The following is an 18,721-nucleotide window of genomic DNA, read 5'->3' as shown; positions in this document are numbered from 1 at the left end:
CCCGGCACTGATGATGCGCGCAGCGTGAGCGAACACCCGACCCCGTCTTCCTTCCCGATCCGCACCGAGTGCCCGCCCGGCGCCTGCGTGTGCGAGCGCGAGCGCGTGCTGGCCGATCCCGCGGCCGACCAGCGCCCGCTGGCACTGACCCGCCAGCAGGAACAGCGGCTGCTCGAGCGCATCGCGCGCATCGACAGCTACGCCGACCTGCAGCACGTGCAGGCCCTGGTGCGCCAGAACCTCGGTGCCGAACTGCGCATCGCGCCCGGACCGAACGAGGTGCGCACCGTGCGCGGCATCATCGTCGTGCTCGAGGAAAAGCCTGGCCTGTGCAAGAAGGCGCGCCAGTCGGTGCCGGCGGCCGTGCGGCGGCGCCTGGCCGAACGGCCCGAGATTGCCTACGCGCTGCTCGATGCGCACGACCTGTTCGGCACGCTTCCCGGCACGCTTCCGCCAGCCTGAGCGGCTGCGCACGCCTGGCGCTTGGCTCTTATACAATAGTGACCTTGCGGCAATGGTTGGCCGTCACTTCAGGAGAACAGCAAATGTCTGGCTATAGCATCAACATCGAAGAAAAAACCCTCGCCGGGAATAATTTCCGCGAAGTGCTGTACACCACCGCGCGCAGCCAACTGGTGATCATGACCCTGCAGCCGGGCGAAGAAATCGGCCTCGAGCGGCATGAAGGCCACGACCAGTTCATCCGCGTGGAAGCGGGCGAGGGGGTGGCGGTCCTGGATGGCGAGGAGCACCGCCTGGAAGACGGGGTGGCTGTCGTGATCCCGGCCGGCACCGAGCACAACGTCATCAATACCTCGCCGTCCGAAGCGATGCGCCTGTACACGCTGTATACCCCGCCGGAGCACCCGGACGGCATCGTCCACGCCACCAAGGCGGAAGCGGACGAGTACGAACGCCAGCACCACGGCCACTGATCCGCGCTGCGCGCGGCAGGCAAGAAAAAAGCCGGCATCGCTGCCGGCTTGGCGTTTCCGTCGCCCGGATTCAGCGGCGGTAGGGGAAGCGCGTCCCGATATGCCCGCCCCAGCCGCGGTGATGGCCCCAGCCGCGTCCGAAATTGAAGCCCAGACCGATCGAGACGGGCGGGTAGTAGTAACGCGGCTGGTACACCGGCTCCGGTACATAGACCGGTTGTGGCACATACACCGGCTGCTGCACGATCACTGGTGCGCTACTGTAGGTGGTGACGCCGGTTTCGCCTTTGGCGGCGGCGCGCGCGCCGGTGCCGAGCGGCACTGGCGTGACCGAGACGACCTGCCAGCCGTCCGGACTGGCGGCACGCGGATAGGCCTGGCCATAGCCCTCCGGGCCGGGCGCGGCGCAACCGGCCAGCAAGGCGAGCGAAGCACTGAGAATGATGAGGTTTTTCATGGCGGTTCTCCTGATCCTTCCATGATAGGAAATTCGGACGGGGCTGCCGCCACCAATTACAGCTTGTTACACTCATGGCGTTCCCGCTGCCTGGTCTCGTTGCACTTCAGGCAAGCAGCGTGCTCAGCGTCGCGAGCGGTACCGCCGCGGCCAGCGCCTGGTAGCCCGCATCGTTCGGATGCAGCCAGTCGCGGCTGTTGTAGGCGCTGCGCAGCCGGGTCGGCGCGGCCGGATCGCGCAGCACCGCGTCCCAGTCCACCAAGGCATCGAATTCGCCCGACGAGCGCAGCCAGGCATTGACCTGCTGGCGCGCCGCCTCGCGCGCCGCCGTGTAGTAGACGAAGCCCAGCATTGGCGGCAGGGTCGCGCCCAGCGCCGCCAGCCCGCGTGCGTGCGCGCGCGCCAGCAGCTGGCGGTAGCCCGCGACCAGCTCGGCCGGCATGCCGGCCAGCGCCGTGCCCGAGGCGTAGACGATGTCGTTGATCCCGATCGCGACGATCAGCGCACGTACGCCGGGCGTAGCCAGCACGTCGCGGTCGAAGCGCTCCAGCACGTCGCGACCGGCCAGCAGCGCGCCGGCGTCGTCCAGCAGGAGGCGGTTGCCGGCGATCCCGCGATTGACCACGCCGACCCGTCCGGCCGCGCCCAGCTCGGCCTGCAGGCGGCGCGCCAGGTAGTCGGGCCAGCGCCGGTTCTGGTTCGCGGTGCTGCCCTGGCCGTCCGTGAGCGAGTCGCCGATCGCGACCACGCAGGGCGCGCCGCCATCGACATCCACCTCGGTGACGAAAGGCCAGGCAGTCAGGGTACGCGCGACGCTGAACGTGCTATTGGCGGCGAAATTGCCTGGCGTGGAAACATAGCCGGTCTGCCAGGCGTCGCGGTGCACCGTGGTGGCGCTCGCGCCGGCCGGGAAATACAGGCTGATGGCGAGGTCGGCAAAGGGTGGCAGCTGGAAGAACACCGGGTCGGACAGTGCCGGCGCGCCGGGCTGGATGGTGAACGCGCTGCGCCCGCCGACCCGCAAGGGAAGGCTAGAGCCGGCCACCACCGCCTGCCCGCCGGCGGACAGGGCGATCTGGGCCGCGCCGATCACCAGCGGGCTGCTGCCCATCTCGTTCGAGAGCCGCACCCGCAGCCGGCTGCCGCCGGTGCTGGCGCGCACGATCAGGCGCAGCGTCTGGCCGCTGAAGCTGGTGGTGGAGGCGGCGGGCGGCGGTCCGGCCGGCGCGCAGCCCCAGGTGGCGGACCAGCCTTCGCTGCGCCAGGACTGGGCGCGGGCGTCGCGCGGCCCGATCGCCAGCGCGCCGGCCAGCGTGGAGGCGCCCAGCAGCAGGCGCCGCCGCTTGCGGTCGGGGCGCGCGCCGGATCGGACGAGGTCGGGTTGCGGCTGCGGCGTGGAAGGTGGATGGGGGAAAGTCGCGCTGGACGGCGCGTGGAAGGCCGGATCGGGCATGGCAGGCTCCTGTTCAAGGGCGCGGCCACGGCGCGGCCGCAACACCAACATAGTCCAGCCGGGCGGCCGATCCAAGCCTGTGCGGCACGCGTGTTGCGGCGGCTCGGATCAGGGTGCGAAACAGGGGTGGAGATGAAACTAAGCCGAATGCAGATGGTTCGGCCAAGCGGCCGAGCGGCCAAGCGATGGCAGGGGCGGCCGCACCTGCCGCCGCTGCGCACGCGTGGACTGGCGCCCCGCCCGGATGTCGCCTGGCGTCCTAGGCCAGGATGTTCAGCAGGCCGTCGAGACCGGAAAAGTTCAGCGCGACGCTGGCCTGGGCCCGCACCACCGGCTTGGCGCGGAAGGCCACGGAGAGGCCGGCGATGCCCATCATCTGCAGGTCGTTGGCGCCGTCGCCCACCACGATGGCCTGCTGCGGCGCGATGCCCAGTCCGGCGCAGACGCGCTCGACGGTGCGCATCTTTTCCTGCGCATCGACGATGCCACCCAGCACCCGCCCGGTCAGCCTGCCGTCCTCGACCTCGAGCAGGTTGGCATGGGTATGGTCGAGCCCCAGCCTGTCCTTCAGGCGGTCGGTGAAGAAGGTGAAGCCGCCCGACACCAGCAGGGTCTTCAGGCCGGCCGCGCGCACCGCCGCCAGCATCGCTTCGCCGCCCGGCGAGATGCGCAGGCGTTCGTCGTAGACGCGCTGCAGGGCCGAGGCTTCCAGTCCTTCCAGCAGGGCCACGCGGCGCGCCAGGCTGGCGGCGAAATCGAGCTCGCCGCGCATGGCGGCCTCGGTGATCGCGGCCACCTGGGGCTTCAGTCCCTGCATGTCGGCGATCTCGTCGATGCACTCGATGGTGATCAGGGTCGAGTCCATGTCCATCGCGACCAGGCCGAAGTCGGTCAGCCTGCGCCCCGCCTCGATGAAACAGGCATCGACCCCGGCCTCGAAGGCGGCGGCCTCGACCTGTTCCCGCAGCGGTGCCGCAAAGGGAAGGTCTTCGCAGCGCAGGGCATGCTCGCCGAGACGTGCGATACGCGCCGGCCGGGCCAGCGCGGCCAGGCGTTCGAGCGTGTCGGAAGAGGCCTGCGGCCCCTGCAGCACCAGGTTCATGGTCATCGTGATTCTCTATCCGGTTCTCAAGCGAGCAGTTGTTTGATGGTCTGTTTCACCTGCGTCACGCGGGCCGCCAGGTCGGGCATGCTGGCCGTGATGCGCAGCTTGTCCTGGCCGGCCAGCTTGATGTGGCGGTTCTTCTGGATCAGGGTGATGATCCTGACCGGATCGATCGGCGGCTGTTCCATGAACTGCAGGTTGGCGGCTTCCCCGTGGACGTCGATCTTGACGATGCCCACCGTTTTGGCGGCGATGCGCAGGCGGTGCGTCTCGATCAGCGCCTTGACCGGCTCGGGCAGCTTGCCGAAGCGGTCGATCAGCTCTTCCTGCATGGCGTCGATCCGGTCCTGGCTCTCGCAGTTGGCCAGGCGCTTGTAGATCGACAGGCGCTCATGCACGTCGCCGCAGTAGCTCGATGGCAGCAGGGCCGGCACATGCAGGTTGATCTCGGTGGTCGAAGACAGCGGCGCGGCCAGGTCCGGCTCCTTGCCGGCTTTCAGCGAGCGCACCGCCTCGTTGAGCATGTCGGAATATAACTGGAACCCGACTTCCAGCATTTCGCCCGACTGGTTCTCGCCCAGCACCTCGCCGGCGCCGCGGATCTCCAGGTCGTGCATGGCGAGATAGAAGCCGCTGCCCAGTTCTTCCATCGCCTGGATCGCATCGAGGCGGCGCTGCGCCTGCTTGGTCAGGCCACCCACGTCGCTCACCAGCAGGTAGGCATAGGCCTGGTGGTGGGAACGGCCGACCCGTCCGCGCAGCTGGTGCAGCTGGGCCAGGCCGAAGCGGTCGGCGCGGTGCATGATGATGGTGTTCGCGGTCGGCACGTCGATGCCGGTTTCGATGATGGTCGTGCACAGCAGGATGTTGAAGCGCTGGGCGACGAAGTCGCGCATCACCTTTTCCAGGTCGCGCTCGTGCATCTGGCCGTGCGCCACGCCGATGCGCGCCTCCGGCAACAGTTCCTGGAGCATCGACCGGCGGTTTTCAATGGTCTCGACCTCGTTGTGCAGGAAGTAGATCTGGCCGCCACGCTTCAGTTCGCGCAGGCAGGCTTCGCGGATGATCGAACCGTCCTCGCTGCGGACAAAGGTCTTGATCGCCAGGCGCTTCTGCGGCGCGGTAGCGATGATCGAGAAGTCGCGCAGGCCCTCCAAAGCCATGCCGAGCGTGCGCGGGATCGGGGTCGCGGTCAGGGTCAGCACGTCGACCTCGGCGCGCAGCGCCTTCAGCGCTTCCTTCTGGCGCACGCCGAAGCGGTGCTCCTCGTCGATGATCACCAGGCCCAGGCGGGTGAACTTCACGTCGGGCGAGAGCAGCTTGTGGGTGCCGATCACGATGTCGAGGGTGCCGTCGGCCATGCCCTTGATCGCATTGTTGATTTCCTTGCCGGTACGGAAGCGCGACAACTCGGCAATCCTGACCGGCCAGTCGGCGAAGCGGTCGGCGAAGGTCTGCGCATGCTGCTCGGCCAGCAGGGTGGTGGGCGCCAGGATCGCGACCTGCTTGCCGCCCATGACGGCAATGAAGGCCGCGCGCAGCGCGACCTCGGTCTTGCCGAAGCCGACGTCGCCGCACACCAGGCGGTCCATCGGGCGTCCCGATGTCATGTCCTTGATCACGTTGTGGATGGCTTCGGCCTGGTCGGGCGTTTCGTCGAAGCCGAAGCTGGCCGCGAAGTTCTCGTAGTCGGTGCTCGAATACTCGAAGGCGTGGCCCTGGCGCGCCGCGCGCCGCGCGTACAGGTTGAGCAGCTCGGCGGCCGTGTCGCGCACCTGCTCGGCAGCCTTTCTCTTCGCCTTGTCCCACTGGCCCGAACCGAGGCTGTGCAGCGGCGCGTCCTCGGGCGAGGTGCCGGAGTAGCGCGAGATCACGTGCAGCTGCGAGACCGGCACATACAGCTTGGTTTCCTTGGCGTATTCCAGGTGCAGGAACTCGGTCTCGCCTTCGCCGAGATCCATGCTCATCAAGCCCATGTAGCGCCCGATGCCGTGGTTGATGTGCACCACCGGGTCGCCGATCTTCAGCTCGGACAGGTCGCGCACCATCGACTCGACCTGGCTGGTAGCCTCCTGCTTCTTCTTGCCGGCGCGCCGTCCCGAGCCCGCGTACAGCTCGGTCTCGGTGATGAACACCAGGCGACCGGCCGCGTCTTCGTTCAGTTCGAAGCCGGCCTGCAGCGGAGCGACCCCGAGCGCCAGCGGGCCGCTGGCGGCGCGCAAGCCCGCGAAGCCTTCCACCGGCACCGGATCCAGTCCGTATTCGTGGAAATACTGCTGCAGGGTCTCGCGGCGGCCGGCCGAATCGGCCACGATCATCACGCGCGCATCCTGGCGCCCCAGGTAGGCGCGCAGGCTCGACAGCGGATCGTCGAGGCGGCGGTTGACCGCCACATCGGGGATCGGCGCGGACAGCTCGGACGCCGGCGCGGACGGGTCGCGGCCGATGGTCCAGCGGCCGTGCGGCTTGGCGCAAGTGAAGAACTGCTCGGCGCCCAGGAACAGCTCGCGCGGCTCCAGGATCGGCCGCTCACGGTCGCTTTTCAGGAACTTGTAGCGCGACTCGGTATCGAGCCAGAAGCGCCCGATCGCGGCCTCGATGTCGCCCACCAGGGCCAGGGTGGCGTCCTCGGGCAGGTAGTCGAACAGGGTCGCGGTCTCGTCGAAAAACAGCGGCAGGTAGTATTCGATGCCGGCCGAGGCGATGCCGTTGCCGATGTCGCGGTAGATCGGCGAGCGCGATGGATCGCCCTCGAAGCGCTCGCGCCAGCGGCCGCGGAAGGCGCTGCGCGCCGCCTCGTCCATCGGGAACTCGCGGCCAGGCAGCAAGCGCACTTCCTTTACCGGATACAGCGAGCGCTGGGTGTCGGCATCGAAAGTACGGATCGACTCGACCTCGTCGCCGAACAGATCGAGCCGGTAGGGCAGGGCCGAACCCATCGGGAACAGGTCGATCAGGCCACCGCGCACCGAATATTCGCCGGGCGACATCACCTGCGACACGTGGGTATAACCCGCAAGGGTCAGCTGGGCCTTGAGCTTGGCTTCGTCCAGGCGTTCGCCCTGGCGGAAGAAGAAGGTGTAGGCTGCCAGGAAGGACGGCGGGGCCAGCCGCACCAGCGCGGTGGTGGCAGGCACCACCAGTACGTCGCACTGGCCGTTGCGGATCTCGTGCAGCGTGGCGAGACGCTCCGACACCAGGTCCTGGTGCGGCGAGAAGGCGTCGTAGGGCAGGGTTTCCCAGTCCGGCAGCAGGTGGCAGGACAATGCGCCGTCCGCGAACCAGGGAATCTCCTCGAGCAGGCGCTGGCCGTCGCTGGCGTTCGCCACGATGACGGTGAGGATCTGCCCCCTGGCCTTGAGCGCCAGCGCGGCGCTGGCGAGCGCATAGGCATCGCTTGAACCGTGCAGGGCAGGCAGGGCAAATCGGGTGGCTGGCTTGGGCAGGTTTTTCTTGAGATCGAAAGGCATTGAGCGCGCAGTGACGTTCGCAACAGGGGCTGTCCATTATAGACGAATGGCCGGTCCGACGCCGGGCGCGAGACCCTGGCGAGACGCGTCGCGCGCGCGCTTTTCCGGATGAGCGAGGTGGCCATGCGCGGTGCAATGAAACATTTTTCAGATCCCGGGGCGGTGGCCCATTACCACCAGGGCCCGCCGCGGCTGGTGCCGGGCTTCCACGACCTGCAGCGCATGGCCCAGGTGCTGCTGGCCGAACGCGCGCCACCCGACGCCCGGGTGCTGGTGCTGGGCGCGGGCGGCGGCCTGGAACTGAAGGCTTTCGCCGATGCCCAGCCCGGGTGGCGCTTCGACGGCGTCGATCCCTCACCCGACATGCTGGCGCTGGCGCAGGACACGGTGGGCGAGCACGCGCACCGGGTGAGCCTGCACGCCGGCTACGTCGACGTGGCTCCGCCCGGCCCCTTCGATGCCGCGGCCTGCCTGCTGACCATGCACTTCATGCCCTTGTGCGAACGGCGCCACGCGGTGCGCGCGATCCGGCGGCGCCTGCGGCGCGGCGCGCCCTTCGTGGCGGCGCACATGAGCTTTGCCCAGGATGGGCTGGAACGGGAACGCTGTCTGGCGCGCGACGAAGCCTATGCGCTGGCCGCCGGCGCGCCGCCGGACGAAGCGCGCCGGCGGCGCGCGCTGATCGCGCGCGTGCTGCCGGTGCTGGCGCCGGAACAGGACGAAGCCTTGCTGCGCGAGGAAGGGTTCAGGGACGTCGGCATGTTCTACGCGGCCGGCGTGTTTCGCGGCTGGGTCGCTTATGCCTAGGGCCGCGCTGCTTCACGCCGCTTCATTCCGCTTCGCTGCGCAGGCGCTCGTAGATGCGGCCCTCGGGGGCGGGCAGGGCGGCGGCCAGCGCCGCCGCTTCCTCGACGCCCGCCTCGGCCAGCACCCGCAGCTTGGCCAGGCGCTCGCCCGCGTCCAGGGCCTGGGCCAGCGGCCCGGCTTCGGCACGGCCGGCGTGCAGGATCGCCGCGGCCACTGGCGGCGGAAATTCCCAGGAGGCCGCGATGCGCGCCGACAGGGTGCGCGCGTGCTCGAGCAGCGCGCCGGCGAAGCGTTCGGACTGCGGCAGCGCCGCGCTGCCGGCCAGCTGGTCCACCAGGCGCAGCGCCACCACCAGCCCCACGTTCTGCATCAGCCCCGCCAGGTAGGCCTCGAAAGGATTCGCCTTGAGGGCGGGCGCGGCCAGTGCCGCCGCCTGCGCGCACTTCTCGGACTGGCTCCACAGCTGGGGCGCGGCCTGGCGCGCCAGGCGTCCGCTCTGGGCGCTGATCACTGGCCGGAAAGCGACCCGCGCCAGCAGCATGCGCAGGCCGTTCTGGCCCAGCAGCATGAGCGCGCCCTCGATATTGGTGACGCGGGTCGTGGCGCGGTAGTACGGGCTGTTGACTTCGCGGATGACTTCGGCCACCAGGGTCACGTCCTGGCCCACCTGGCGCGCCAGCTCGCCGGCCGACATCGCCTCGTCGCGCAGGCTGCGCAGCAGTTGCGGGACGACGGCGGGCACGCGCGGCACCAGGTCGGCGGCGGCCTCGGGCTGGCGCGCCAGCCGCGCCAGTTCGTCGAGAACCAGCTCCTCCGGCATGCTGCCGGCGTGGGCCACGCCTGCGGTCAGCCAGCGGTAGAAGGCCAGGTCGAGGTCGAAGGGAGTGGCTTCGGGCACGGCCACGGCGGGCGCGTCGCCCGCTGAGGCGGAGGACGGTTGGGCGCCGGGCGCCTCGTCGGGGTGCGCATTTGCGCCGAACAGGCGGGCAAGCCAATTTTTCATGGTGGGCAGAAGTCGAGCCAGGGCAGGCCGATTCTACCCCATGTGCTGCGCCGTATTGCGGTGGAAGGGATAGTCAGCGCGTGGGCGGGAGCCGCCCACGCTGCCCCTGGCTCAACTGCCGCCGCCCGGCGTCGTGCCCGGAGGCGGCGTGGTCGGCGGGGTGGTGACCGATTCGTTGGTGGTCGGCGTCGCAGTGCCGCTCTGGCCGGACGGGCTGGCGCTGCTGCCGGATGTGGTGCCGCTGCCGGTCGTGGTGCAGCCGGCCAGCGCCATGCTGGCCAGGACGCTCAGCAATGCAGTGTTCAATTTGTTCATGCGGTTCTCCTCGTCGTGGATGGGTCAGGCCATCATGCGAGGCGCGCGGCATGCGTGAAATAGGCGCAGCGCTCCAGTCGATGTAGGAAGCAGCGTACGTACAGGAAGGCGCAGCGGGCCCGTCCGGCGTGGCGGACAGGCCCGCTGGCGGGCGCCACGGCGGTCAGCGCGTGGTGCTGGTTGCGGTGTTGGTCGTCGGGTTGGTGGCGGTGTTCGACACATTGGTGCCGGCCTGGCCCGCCGAGGACGGTACGCCGTTGCCGGTAGTGCTGTCGCGTACCACGCCGTTGTTGGTGCCGCCGATGCCGGTCGCCGTGGTGGCGCCCGGCGTGGTCGAGCCGGAGGTGGTATTGGTCGCATCGCTGCCGGTCGAGCTGCAGGCGGCCAGCGACATGGCCAGGATGCCGCCCAGCAAGACGCCTTGGAAGGACTTGTTCATGCGCTATCTCCTCGTTTATTTGGGTTTGCCAATCATGCGAGCAGGCGCCGGCGCGTGAAATAGGAACAGGTCGCCAGTGCGTGTAGGAGCGCACGCACAAGATTCGGCAGGGGAGGATGAGGTGGCGCTGGCCTCGCGCCCCCGTTCAGGCCGCCATGGGCTGCTGTCCAGCCAGCCAGGCCAGCAGTTCTGGCGCCGGCAGTGGCCGGCTATAGAAATAGCCCTGTCCCTTGGCGCAGCACTGGGCCCGCACCACCTCCGCCTGGGACGCGGTCTCGATACCTTCGGCCACCGTCTTCATGCCCAGGCTCTGCGCCACCTTGACCGTGGCTTCGATCAGCACCCGGTGGTGGTGGCTGGTATCGGCCTGGCTCACGAAGGAGCGGTCGATCTTGACCGTGTCCACCGGCAGCAGGTGCAGGCTGGAAAGCGAGGAATAGCCGGTGCCGAAATCGTCCAGCGCGAGCTGGATGCCGAGCGCCTTCAGCTCGTGCAGGCGCAGCTGGATGTCCTGGTCCTGGGCCGCCAGGCTCTCGGTGACTTCCATCTGCAGCTGGCCGGGCGGCATGCCGGTGGCCTGCAGCACGCGCCGCACGCCGTCGATCCATCCTGGCCGGCCGAGCTGGGCGCGCGACAGGTTGACCGCGATCACGCGCGGCGCGGCGCTGCCCAGGCGCGCCTGCCAGTCCATGAAATCGCGGCACGAGCGTTCCAGCACGAAGTCGCCCACCGCGCCGATCAGGCCGCACTCCTCGGCGACGCCGATGAATTCGATCGGGGGCACGATGCCGCGCTGCGGATGGCGCCAGCGCACCAGGGCCTCGACCCCGGCGGCATGGTCGGTGCCGCCGTCGGGCAGCAGACCGACCACGGGCTGGTACACCACGAACAGCTGTTCCTCGACCAGCGCCTGGCGCAGTTCGGCCTCGATGTCGGCGCGGCGCGCGGCGCGTTCGCGCATGCTGCTGTCAAACACCACCTGGCGCGCGCCGCCGGCACGCTTGGCCTCGACCATGGCGATGCCGGCGTCGCGCAGGATCTCGTCGGCGTCGCGCAGGCCGCCATGCAGCGCGTCGGCGCCCCAGGTCAGGCCCAGGCTGATGTTGCACACGACGTCGTGGCCCTGCACCCGGTAGGGCCGTCCCAGCGCGTCGAGGAGGCGGGCCGCGACCCGCTCGGCGTCTTCGCGCGCACGCAGGCCGTCGAGCACCACCACGAATTCGTCGCCGCCGACGCGCGCGGCCAGCTGGCTGCTGGCGGCGCCGGCGGCGGGACCGATGCGGTCGCTCGGCGGACGCAGCGCGCCGCGGATGCGGTCGGCCACCTGCACCAGCAGGGCGTCGCCCACCGCCTGGCCGAGATTGTCGTTGACCTGGCGGAAGCGGTCGCAGTTCATGAACAGTACCGCGAAGTCGGAGGTCGCATGCGGACCCGCCACCAGGTGCTGGAGCTGCTCGCGTACTGCCTCGCGATTCGGCATCCGGGTCAGGGCGTCGGTGCGCGCGGCATTGCGCAGGCGCCGCAGCAGGGTTTCCTGCTCGCGCTGCACCTCGAGCGTGGCGTCGCCGACCACCGCCATCAGGCGTTCGGCGTCCAGCTTCATCAGGCTGATACCGAGTACCTGCGGACTGCCGGGCGCCGTCAGCGCCGGCGGCAGCGGTGCGCGCAGGCCTTCGCAGATCACGCCGGAACTGTCGGCGAAACTGGCCGCCAGCTGTGGCAACTGGGGCGCGACCGGGGCCAGTACGGCGTACAGGTTCTCGAGGCCGGTGTCGCAGGCGAGCGGCATCAGGAGGCTGGAGGCCATCGGGTTGAGCATCTCGACCGTGCCGTCGGGCGCGATCTGCGCCAGGCCGATCGGTGCGCGGTACAGGAATTGCACCAGCGTTTCGTAGGCATCGCTCGGGTCAGGCAACATGCTCGGCACCTTCGTTTCCTTCGGACTGGTGGACGGGGGCGCCGGCAAGGGCCGGGCGCCAGCATTCTACGCGGTTGCGCCCGCCCCGCTTGGCCGCATACAGGGCCTGGTCGGCGCGCTTGAGCAGCAGGTCGATGCCGCCGTCGCCATCGTCCAGGCAGGCCACGCCGGCGCTGACCGTGCAGGCGATGCGCACGCCGTCGACCTCGGCCGCCTGGGCCGCCACCGCGCCGCGCAGGCGTTCCGCCACCAGCGCCGCCTGCGCCAGCCCGGTGGACGGCAGCAACACCGCGAATTCCTCGCCGCCGACGCGGGCCACCACGTCCACTTCGCGGAAGGTGTTCAGCAGCATCCCGGCCAGGTGGCGCAGCACGGCGTCGCCGGCCGGATGGCCGTGGCTGTCGTTGATGGCCTTGAAATGGTCGGCGTCGAAGGCGATCACCGCGGTCGGGCGCGCCAGCGCGCCGCTGCGTTCCAGTTCGCGCCCGGCCGCCTCGAAGAAGGCGCGCCGGTTGGCCAGCCCCGTGAGGTGGTCGGCGAAGGCCTCCTGGCGCCGCTGTTCGCTCGCGCCGCGCTGCTCGCTGATGTCGCGCAGGATCAGGCAATAGGCCGGGCCTTCCGGCGCCGCGCCGCCGGGCGGTTCGCGTTCCGGCAGCGGCGCGATCAGGGCGCTGCCCCAGAAGGCGCTGCCGTCGGCGCGCACGCGCCGCCCTTCGTCCAGGCTCCAGCCGTCGCGTCCGGCCTCGCGCAGGCGGTCGAGCAGGTGTTCGGGCGTCATGCCATCGGGGGGATAGAAGATCGAATAGGGGCGCCCCACGGCGTCCTCGCCGTGGCCCGTGACGCGCGCGATGCTGGGGTTCCACGCGGCGATCGCGCCCTGGGCGTCGAGGCCGACCAGGGCATAGTCGGCGATGCCGGTCAGGATCGCGTTCAGCCAGGCCTCGTTCTGGCGCAGCTGGCGCTCGCGCCGCACCTGCAGCGTGACGTCCTCCAGCACCGCCATCAGGCGCCCGGCGTCGAGCTTGAGCAGGGTGAGGGACAGGATCTGCGGCTGCTTCCGGGCGTTGCCGCCGGCATGCAGGTGCAGGTGCAGGCCGTCGCAGATCTTGCCGGCCGGGCGCTCGTAGCGCGCGCACAGGTGGCGCAGCTCGGGCGCCACGTCCTGCAGCAGCGTCAGCAGGTTGTCGAGGCCGCCGTCGCGCGAGAGCGGCATCAGGAGCTGGGCCGCGATCGGGTTGATCATGCCGATGGCGCCGTCGGCGTCGGCCTGCACCAGGCCGACCGGCGCCAGGTACAGGAACTGGATCAGCGCTTCGTGTTCGGCGCGCAGTTCGGCGAAGTCCTCGGGCGGGTGACGCATGCGGGTCCCGGGCAGTGGATCGGTGCCGCGGTTCAGCGCGGCTGGCGCTGGACCAGCACGTAGCGGAACACGCCGCCCGGCGCGGCCAGCAGGCGCAGGGCCACCTTCACAGGGCGCATGCGCAGGGTCAGCACATAGTCGATGGTGGCATCCAGCATGCTGCCGTCTTCCTGGGCATCCTCGAAACGCTGGGCCACCATGAAGTTGTTCATGCATGGCGCCACATTGGTAAACAGGGGCTGGCCCAGCACCCGCTGCGGCGACAGGCCGGCGGCCTGCGATTCGAAGGCGTTGTAGCGCTGCACCAGGGTATCGGCGTCGAAGGCGATCACGCCGAAGTCCAGCCCGTCGAGCTGTTCCGGCGAACAGCGGTCCAGCTCCTCGGCCAGGTCCGGGCGCGAGAAGCTCAGCGTAGATACATTCATGACAGGCGGGCGCGAGTTTTCGCGACAGTTGATTTGAGGAAATTGATGTTGACACGCCGCCAGCGGGTTTGTCAATTGTGCGCAGCGTCCGAGTGACGTTTATGCACACGCGCTCATGCGGCCTGGGCAGGCGCGGCCGGCAACCCCGGCCCCGGCGCAGGACCGGCAGGGTCTCAAGCTTCGCCGGCGGGCGCCCCTGACGGTTCTTCCTCTTCCTCCGCGCCCTCGTCGTCTTCCTGCGGCGCCAGCTCTTCCGGCGCGATATCGATGGCGCGCAATCCCGGGTCGCCGGCGAATTCCTCGAATACCCAATCGTCGTTGTCGCGCACCAGCCCTTCCGGCGGGACTGGCTCGGCAGCGCCAGCCGGCTCGGGCCGGGCGGCCAGCGCCACCCGCATGTAGTCGATCCAGATCGGCAGCGCCAGCGTGGCGCCGAACTCGCGCCCGCCGAGCGAGCGCGGTTCGTCGTAGCCCATCCAGGCCACCGCCACCACCTTGCCGCCATAGCCGGCGAACCAGCCATCGATGGCGTCGCTGGTGGTGCCGGTCTTGCCGGCGAGGTCGGCGCGCCCGAGCTGGCGCACGGCGGCGGCGCCGGTACCGTAGCGGGTGACGTCGCGCAGCATGGAATCGGCAACAAAGGCCGTGCGCGCATCGAGCACGCGCTCGCCTTCCTGGCGGGCCGGCGGGCGGTTGTCCTGCAGGATGCTGCCGTCGCCGTCGCGAATCTGGGCGATCAGGTAGGGCTTGACCCGGTAGCCGCCATTGGCGAACACGGCGTAGGCGCCCGCCATCTGCAGCGGCGTCATGGCGCCGGTGCCCAAAGCCAGGGTCAGGTTCTTCGGATGGCGCGCCAGGTCCAGGCCGAAGCGCCCCAGGTAGTCGTGGGCCTGGTCGACGCCGACCGCGCGCAGCAGGCGCACGGTGGTCACGTTCTTCGAATGCGCCAGCGAGTAACGCATCGTGATCGGCCCGTCGAACACGCCGTCGTCGTTCTGCGGCGACCAGGTCGCGCCCGCGTTCTCGCCCGGCATCTCGAGCGGCGCGTCGAGGATCAGGGTGCCCGGGCCGTAGCCCTTGTCGAGTGCCGCCGCGTACACCAGCGGCTTGATCGCGGAACCGGGCTGGCGCCAGGCCTGGGTCACGTGGTTGAACTTCTGCAGGTTGTAGTCGAAGCCGCCCACCAGCGCGTGGTAGGCGCCGGTATCGGCGTCGAGCGCGACAAAGGCGGCCGCCACCTGCGGCACCTGGACCAGCGCCCAGCCCTGGCCCTTTCCGGGGCGCTGGCTGACCCGCACCACAGCGCCGGGCGCGATCCGCAGGTTTTCCTTGGCCCCGGCGGCCAGGCCGCGCGCCGCGAACTTCAGGCCGCCGCCTTCGATCGTCAGCTGCTCGCCGCTGAGCAGTTCGACCTCTACCCGCTGGCTCGAGGCTGCCAGCACCATGGCCGGCAGCAGGCCGTCGCTCTGCGGACGCTTCTGCAAGGCCTCGATGATCGCTTCCTCGCGTTCGGCCGGGTCCTGCGGGAGTTCGATGCGCGCCTCCGGGCCGCGGTAGCCGTGGCGCTGGTCGTAGTCCAGCACATTGCGGCGCACGGATTCGTAGGCGGCGTCCTGCTCGGCCTTGAGGATGGTGGTGGTGACCACGATGCCGCGCTCGTAGGCGGCGTCGCCGAACTGCGCGTAGACGGCCTGGCGCGCCAGTTCGGCCACGTAGTCGGCGTGGGTGTCGAACACCTGGCCACCGCGGCGGATGCGCAGCGGCTCGGCCAGGGCCTGGCGGTAGGCCGCCTCGTCGATCCTTCCCAGCTCGTACAGGCGCTTGAGCACCGCGTGCTGGCGCTGCTTCGCGCGCTTCGGATTGGCGATCGGGTTGTGGCGCGAAGGGTTCTGCGGCAGGCCGGCCAGCATCGCGGTCTCGGCCAGGCTCAGCTCCTCGAGCGGCTTGCCGAAGTAGGCGCGCGCCGCACTCGAAAAGCCGTAGGCGCGGTTGCCGAGAAAGACCTGGTTCATGTACAGCTCCAGGATCTGGTCCTTGGTGAGCGCGTCCTCGATGCGGTAGGCGAGGGCAACCTCGATCAGCTTGCGCGACAGGACCTTTTCATTGGTCAGGAAGAAGTTGCGCGCCACCTGCATCGTGATGGTCGAGGCGCCGCCGGCGCCGAAGCCTTCGCGCAGGTTGGACAGCACGGCGCGCGCCGCGCCGCGCCAGTCGATGCCCTGGTGCTGGTAGAACTGCGCGTCCTCGATCGCCAGCAGCGCCTCCTTCATGGGCGCCGGGATGCGCGCGATCGGCACGAAGTCGCGCCGCTCGACGCCGAATTCGCCGATCAGGTGGCCGTCGGCGGTATAGACGCGTAGCGGAATCTTCGGCTGGTAGTCGAGCACCGCGTCGATCTTCGGCACCTTGGGCAGTACTGCGGTCACCACGTACAGCGCGGCGCCGGCCGCCAGCAGCACCAGCGCGGCCAGGCTGAAAAAGACCAGCATGCGCAGGCGGCGCGCGCCGGAGCGCGGGGAAGTGGTGGCGGGTGTCGAAGCGGGCTTGTTCACGGGCGGTCGCGGGCTGGGTTGCAAGGCTGCGCCGGCGCGGCCGGGGCATGGTGTCCGCCGCATTCTACTCCGTCAAAGCGCTTTCCTTCCATAACGTCCTATGCGATAGTCACGCCTTCGGCTCTGCCAAAGTATGCATTCCAGGGGAACTTCCATGCCTTACGATTCGCCTTCCAGCCCGGGCGCGACCGCCTTCAAGCCCTATATACCGGCCAATGCCCAGCTGCCCGAGATGACGCTGCGCGCGCTCGTCATGGGCACCGTGCTGGGCATGATCTTCGGCGCGTCCTCGCTCTACCTGGTGCTGAAGGTGGGCCTGACGGTGAGCGCCTCGATCCCGGTGGCGGTAATCGCGATCACCCTGTTCCACACGGCGAAGAAATTCGGCGCGCGCGAATCGACCATCCTCGAGAACAGCATCACCCAGACCGCCGGCTCGGCCGGCGAGTCGCTCGCCTTCGGCCTGGGCGTGACCATGCCGGCCATCATGATCCTCGGTTTCGACCTGGAGATCTCGCGCGTGATGCTGGTGGGCGTGCTGGGCGGCCTGCTGGGCATCCTGATGATGATCCCGATGCGCCGCACCATGATCGTCGATGCCCACCGCGAACTGAAGTACCCCGAAGGCACGGCCTGCGCCGAGGTGCTCAAGGCCGCCGCCACCGAGACCTCGCGCGCGGCCGCCGGCGAGGCGCGCGAGGATGGTTCCGACGCGGCGCGCGACGCGCGCCGCCGCGCGATGTTGATCTTCGGCGGCTTCGGCATCGGCCTGCTGTACAAGACCCTGAGCGTGTCCTTCAAGGGCTGGCGCGACTACGTCAACTTCGAGTTCGCCAGCCCGCTCAAGGGCGGTTCGGCCGGCGCCGAAGTCTCGCCCGAGCTGCTCGGCGTGGGCTACATCATCGGCCCGCGCATCGCGCTGACCATGGCGGCCGGCGGCGTGCTGTCCTATCTGCTCCTGATTCCGATGATCGCGTTCTTTGGCGAGCTCCTCACGGTGCCGCTGGCCCCGGCCACCATCCTGATCAAGGACATGGGTCCGGACGACATCCGCAACGCCTATGTGCTATACATCGGCGCGGGCGCAGTGGCGGCGGGCGGCCTGATCGCCCTGGTGCGCTCGATGCCGGCCATCTGGAAGGGCCTGACGGGCGGCCTGGCCGGCATGGGCAAGGGCGCGGCGGCGGCCAGGGACAAGGCCGGCGACGAGACCCTGCGCACCGAGCGCGACATCCCGCTCAAGTGGGTCGTGATCGGCTGCCTGGCCATCATCGCCGTGATCACGGTGGCCACCCCGCTGCACATGAACCTGCTGGGCGCGCTGCTGATCCTGGTTTTCGGTTTCCTGTTCGCCACCGTGTCCTCGCGCCTCACCGGCGAAGTGGGCTCCTCGTCGAACCCGATCTCCGGCATGGCGGTGGCCACGCTGCTGTTCACCTGCCTGATCTTCCTGGTGATGGGCTGGACCGGCGGCCAGTACTACGTGACCGCGCTGTCGGTCGGCGCCATCGTCTGCATCGCCGCCAGCAATGCCGGCACCACCTCGCAGGACCTGAAGACCGGCTACCTGGTCGGTTCGACCCCGCGCATGCAGCAGTATGCGATCCTGTGCGGCGCCTTCGCCTCGGCCCTGATCCTGGGCCCGATCCTGCTCAAGCTGAACGAGGCCGGCACGGTCTACGTGCCGGCGGCCCAGGTGGCGCCGAACCTGCGGGTGGACGCTTCGAAGCTGACCGAGACGGCGCAGCTGCAGGGTCCGCAGGCCGCCGGCGACACCCGCACCTATAAAGTGTGGCAGAAGACCGATACCGCGGGCGGCCCGGCTGGCAAGTACCTGGTGGCGGACGACGGCCGCCTGGCCTACCTGGTCGACCCGGGCATCAACGGCACCCACAAGACGCGTCCGGACGGCACCGAGGTGAAGAAGTACGACGCGCCGAAGGCGGTGCTGATGTCCTACATCATCAAGGGCATCCTCGACCAGGAACTGCCCTGGACCCTGGTGCTGTTCGGGGTGATGATCTCGGTGGTGCTGGAGATGGCGGGCGTGCATGCGCTGGCCTTCTCGGTGGGTGTCTACCTGCCGCTGATCTCGACCCTGCCGATCGCGGTGGGCGGCCTGGTGCGCTGGGTAACGGACCGCCGCAACGGGCGCCTGCCGCAGTACGCCAGCATGAACGAGGAAGAGCGCCAGGCCGCGGGCGACCGCAGCTCGGGCACGCTGCTGGCCTCGGGCTACATCGCGGGCGGCGCCCTGGCCGGCATCATCATCGCCATCACGGCGGGCGTGCTGACCGACTTCGACACCAGCATGGCCAAGTGGGCCGAGGCCTCCAACCCGTTCTTCGCGGGACCGGATTCGCACCTGCTGACCCTGATTCCGTACGCGCTGATCATCGCACTGCTGTACTGGGTGGCGCGCGAGAAACCGCAAGCCAAGGCGTAGGGTGGGCGGCTCTAGCGCGGAGCCGCTTTGCCCGCG

General features: G+C 69.6%; 15 protein-coding genes. 4 read left to right on the top strand and 11 right to left on the bottom strand.

From position 1 onward, the window contains the following. Nucleotides 1–24: 24 nt before the first annotated feature. Together LE190_RS09790 and LE190_RS09785 are read left to right on the top strand one after the other, a co-directional pair. Nucleotides 25–462: a hypothetical protein gene (locus LE190_RS09790; protein ID WP_225238522.1), complete on the top strand. Its 438-nt coding sequence runs from the start codon at nt 25–27 to the stop codon at nt 460–462. Between the two features lie 83 nt (nt 463–545). Continuing rightward, nucleotides 546–935, top strand: a complete 390-nt coding sequence (locus LE190_RS09785; protein WP_225238521.1) for a cupin domain-containing protein — start codon at nt 546–548, stop codon at nt 933–935. Nucleotides 936–1,005: 70 nt separating this feature from the next. Here LE190_RS09785 and LE190_RS09780 read toward each other — a convergent pair whose 3' ends face one another. The 4 genes from LE190_RS09780 to mfd form a co-directional block, all read right to left on the bottom strand. After that, nucleotides 1,006–1,392 carry a hypothetical protein gene (locus tag LE190_RS09780; protein ID WP_225238520.1) on the bottom strand — a complete coding sequence of 129 codons (387 nt, stop codon included), beginning with the start codon at nt 1,390–1,392 and terminating at the stop codon, nt 1,006–1,008. A 106-nt stretch (nt 1,393–1,498) separates the two neighbouring features. Further along, nucleotides 1,499–2,845, bottom strand: coding sequence for an SGNH/GDSL hydrolase family protein (locus LE190_RS09775; RefSeq protein ID WP_225238519.1), 1,347 nt, complete (start codon nt 2,843–2,845; stop codon nt 1,499–1,501). A gap of 259 nt (nt 2,846–3,104) precedes the next feature. Continuing rightward, nucleotides 3,105–3,953: a phosphoserine phosphatase SerB gene (serB, locus tag LE190_RS09770; RefSeq protein WP_225238518.1), complete on the bottom strand. Its 849-nt coding sequence runs from the start codon at nt 3,951–3,953 to the stop codon at nt 3,105–3,107. Nucleotides 3,954–3,973: 20 nt separating this feature from the next. After that, nucleotides 3,974–7,420, bottom strand: coding sequence for a transcription-repair coupling factor (mfd, locus tag LE190_RS09765; protein ID WP_225238517.1), 3,447 nt, complete (start codon nt 7,418–7,420; stop codon nt 3,974–3,976). Nucleotides 7,421–7,555: 135 nt separating this feature from the next. Between mfd and LE190_RS09760 the strand changes: the two genes are divergently transcribed. Beyond that, nucleotides 7,556–8,227, top strand: coding sequence for a class I SAM-dependent methyltransferase (locus tag LE190_RS09760; RefSeq protein ID WP_225238516.1), 672 nt, complete (start codon nt 7,556–7,558; stop codon nt 8,225–8,227). 22 nt (nt 8,228–8,249) lie between these two features. On the opposite strand, the gene LE190_RS09755 is transcribed toward LE190_RS09760, so the two are convergent. The 7 genes from LE190_RS09755 to LE190_RS09725 form a co-directional block, all read right to left on the bottom strand. Next, the gene (locus LE190_RS09755) at nt 8,250–9,230 is read right to left on the bottom strand and encodes an HDOD domain-containing protein (RefSeq protein WP_225238515.1); all 981 of its coding nucleotides are present in this window, start codon (nt 9,228–9,230) and stop codon (nt 8,250–8,252) included. 111 nt (nt 9,231–9,341) lie between these two features. Beyond that, complete coding sequence (locus tag LE190_RS09750; protein ID WP_225238514.1) at nt 9,342–9,545, bottom strand: hypothetical protein; 204 nt, start codon at nt 9,543–9,545, stop codon at nt 9,342–9,344. A gap of 163 nt (nt 9,546–9,708) precedes the next feature. Beyond that, nucleotides 9,709–9,984, bottom strand: coding sequence for a hypothetical protein (locus LE190_RS09745; protein WP_225238513.1), 276 nt, complete (start codon nt 9,982–9,984; stop codon nt 9,709–9,711). Between the two features lie 145 nt (nt 9,985–10,129). Beyond that, nucleotides 10,130–11,902 (bottom strand): putative bifunctional diguanylate cyclase/phosphodiesterase, encoded by a 1,773-nt coding sequence (locus LE190_RS09740; protein WP_225238895.1) that lies wholly within the window; start codon nt 11,900–11,902, stop codon nt 10,130–10,132. Further along, complete coding sequence (locus LE190_RS09735) at nt 11,892–13,262, bottom strand: sensor domain-containing diguanylate cyclase (protein ID WP_225238512.1); 1,371 nt, start codon at nt 13,260–13,262, stop codon at nt 11,892–11,894. Before LE190_RS09735 ends, LE190_RS09740 begins: the two co-directional genes overlap by 11 nt. A 32-nt stretch (nt 13,263–13,294) precedes the next feature. Next, entirely contained in the window at nt 13,295–13,687 is a 393-nt protein-coding gene (locus tag LE190_RS09730) for a PAS domain-containing protein (protein ID WP_225238511.1), read from the bottom strand. 173 nt (nt 13,688–13,860) lie between these two features. After that, complete coding sequence (locus tag LE190_RS09725; protein ID WP_439847477.1) at nt 13,861–16,239, bottom strand: penicillin-binding protein 1A; 2,379 nt, start codon at nt 16,237–16,239, stop codon at nt 13,861–13,863. Nucleotides 16,240–16,393: 154 nt separating this feature from the next. Between LE190_RS09725 and LE190_RS09720 the strand changes: the two genes are divergently transcribed. After that, nucleotides 16,394–18,685 carry an OPT family oligopeptide transporter gene (locus LE190_RS09720; protein WP_225238510.1) on the top strand — a complete coding sequence of 764 codons (2,292 nt, stop codon included), beginning with the start codon at nt 16,394–16,396 and terminating at the stop codon, nt 18,683–18,685. Nucleotides 18,686–18,721 lie beyond the last annotated feature (36 nt).

Source organism: Massilia hydrophila, assembly GCF_020208145.1.
Lineage (GTDB): Bacteria > Pseudomonadota > Gammaproteobacteria > Burkholderiales > Burkholderiaceae_D > Telluria > Telluria hydrophila.
Note: the sequence above shows the minus strand (reverse complement) of the source record. Positions and strands in the feature narration are given on the sequence as shown.

Bases quoted from the DNA above. Each gene is read 5' to 3' on its own strand.
- LE190_RS09785 (WP_225238521.1), top strand. From the start codon at position 546: ATGTCTGGCTATAGCATCAACATCGAAGAAAAAACCCTCGCCGGGAAT.
- LE190_RS09720 (WP_225238510.1), top strand. From the start codon at position 16,394: ATGCCTTACGATTCGCCTTCCAGCCCGGGCGCGACCGCCTTCAAGCCC.
- serB (WP_225238518.1), bottom strand. From the start codon at position 3,953: ATGACCATGAACCTGGTGCTGCAGGGGCCGCAGGCCTCTTCCGACACG.
- LE190_RS09735 (WP_225238512.1), bottom strand. From the start codon at position 13,262: ATGCGTCACCCGCCCGAGGACTTCGCCGAACTGCGCGCCGAACACGAA.
- mfd (WP_225238517.1), bottom strand. From the start codon at position 7,420: ATGCCTTTCGATCTCAAGAAAAACCTGCCCAAGCCAGCCACCCGATTT.
- LE190_RS09775 (WP_225238519.1), bottom strand. From the start codon at position 2,845: ATGCCCGATCCGGCCTTCCACGCGCCGTCCAGCGCGACTTTCCCCCAT.
- LE190_RS09760 (WP_225238516.1), top strand. From the start codon at position 7,556: ATGAAACATTTTTCAGATCCCGGGGCGGTGGCCCATTACCACCAGGGC.
- LE190_RS09755 (WP_225238515.1), bottom strand. From the start codon at position 9,230: ATGAAAAATTGGCTTGCCCGCCTGTTCGGCGCAAATGCGCACCCCGAC.
- LE190_RS09740 (WP_225238895.1), bottom strand. From the start codon at position 11,902: ATGTTGCCTGACCCGAGCGATGCCTACGAAACGCTGGTGCAATTCCTG.
- LE190_RS09780 (WP_225238520.1), bottom strand. From the start codon at position 1,392: ATGAAAAACCTCATCATTCTCAGTGCTTCGCTCGCCTTGCTGGCCGGT.
- LE190_RS09730 (WP_225238511.1), bottom strand. From the start codon at position 13,687: ATGAATGTATCTACGCTGAGCTTCTCGCGCCCGGACCTGGCCGAGGAG.
- LE190_RS09750 (WP_225238514.1), bottom strand. From the start codon at position 9,545: ATGAACAAATTGAACACTGCATTGCTGAGCGTCCTGGCCAGCATGGCG.
- LE190_RS09745 (WP_225238513.1), bottom strand. From the start codon at position 9,984: ATGAACAAGTCCTTCCAAGGCGTCTTGCTGGGCGGCATCCTGGCCATG.